Origin of the sequence: Azonexus sp., assembly GCF_036170495.1 — a bacterium.
Lineage (GTDB): Bacteria > Pseudomonadota > Gammaproteobacteria > Burkholderiales > Rhodocyclaceae > Azonexus.
The window spans coordinates 8,819-10,027 of sequence record NZ_JAVHPH010000395.1; the positions used below are offsets into that span (position 1 = coordinate 8,819).

A 1,209-nucleotide genomic window follows, 5' to 3' on the forward strand; every position below is an offset into this window, starting at 1 on the left:
ACCAGCTTGTTGTCCTTGATGACCAGCTTCTTGTACACGCCGCCGTGCGGGTCGTTGAGCAGGATTTCCTCGGTGCCTTCACCGCCCATGTAGTTGCCGGCCGAGAAGAGGTCGATGCCGGTGACCTTGAGCTTGGTCGAGGTCACCGAGCCGGTGTAGCGGCCGATGCCGTAGCCGGCCAGGTGGTTGGCGGCGACCTTGGCCTGCTCGAAGAGCGGGGCAACGAGGCCGTAGGCGATGCCGCGGTGGCTGACACACTCGCCGACGGCGTACACCTTCGGGTCGTAGGTCTGCATGGTGTCGTTGACGACGATGCCGCGATTGCAGTAAATGCCGGATTTTTCGGCCAGCGCATAGTTGGGGCGGATGCCGGCGGCCATGACGACGAGGTCGGCCGGGATCTGCAGGCCATCCTTGAAACGGATCGCGGCAACGCGGCCGGATTCGCCCTGGATCAAGGCTTCGGTCTGGGTTTCGAGGAGGAACTTGAGACCCTTGTCTTCGAGCGATTTCTGCAACATCTTGCCGGCGACTTCGTCGAGCTGGCGCTCAAGCAGCCACGGACCGATATGCACGACGGTGACGTCCATGCCGCGCAACTTGAGGCCATTGGCCGCTTCGAGGCCGAGCAGGCCGCCGCCGATGACCACCGCGTGCTTGTGGAGGCGGGCGGTTTCGATCATCTCGTCGGTGTCCTTGATGTCGCGGTAGCCGATCACGCCGGGCAGGTCGTTGCCGGGGATGGGCAGCATGAAGGGGGTCGAGCCCGTGGCGATGAGCAGGCGGTCGTAGGCTTCCTCGGTGCCATCCTCGGCGATGACCTTGCGCTTGACGCGGTCAATGGTCTTGATCTGTTTGCCGGTGTGCAGCGTGATGCCCTTTTCCTTGTACCAGTCGAGTTCGTTGAGGACGATCTCGGCGATGGTCATTTCCCCGGCCAGCACCGGGGAAAGCAGGATGCGGTTGTAATTCGGGTGAGGTTCGGCACCGAAGATCGTGATGTCGTAATGATCCGGCTTGATCTTCAGTAGCTCTTCGACGGTGCGGACACCAGCCATGCCGTTGCCGATCAGGACGAGACGGGGTTTGACAGCGGTTGTGCTCATGCTTAACTCCAACGTTGCGCGCACCCGAGGGTGCAAAATTTATTTCAGCGCATGACGTCGTTGCCATCGGACCGCCGACGTTGGCGGTTGATTCGCTGTTCCG

General features: G+C 61.9%; 1 protein-coding gene. It reads right to left on the minus strand.

Annotated features, from left to right (window positions below; translation table 11 throughout):
- A partial coding sequence (locus ADADOO_RS14625; protein ID WP_511278240.1) for an NAD(P)/FAD-dependent oxidoreductase occupies window positions 1–1,106 on the minus strand: 1,106 nt, incomplete at its 3' end.
- Window positions 1,107–1,209 lie beyond the last annotated feature (103 nt).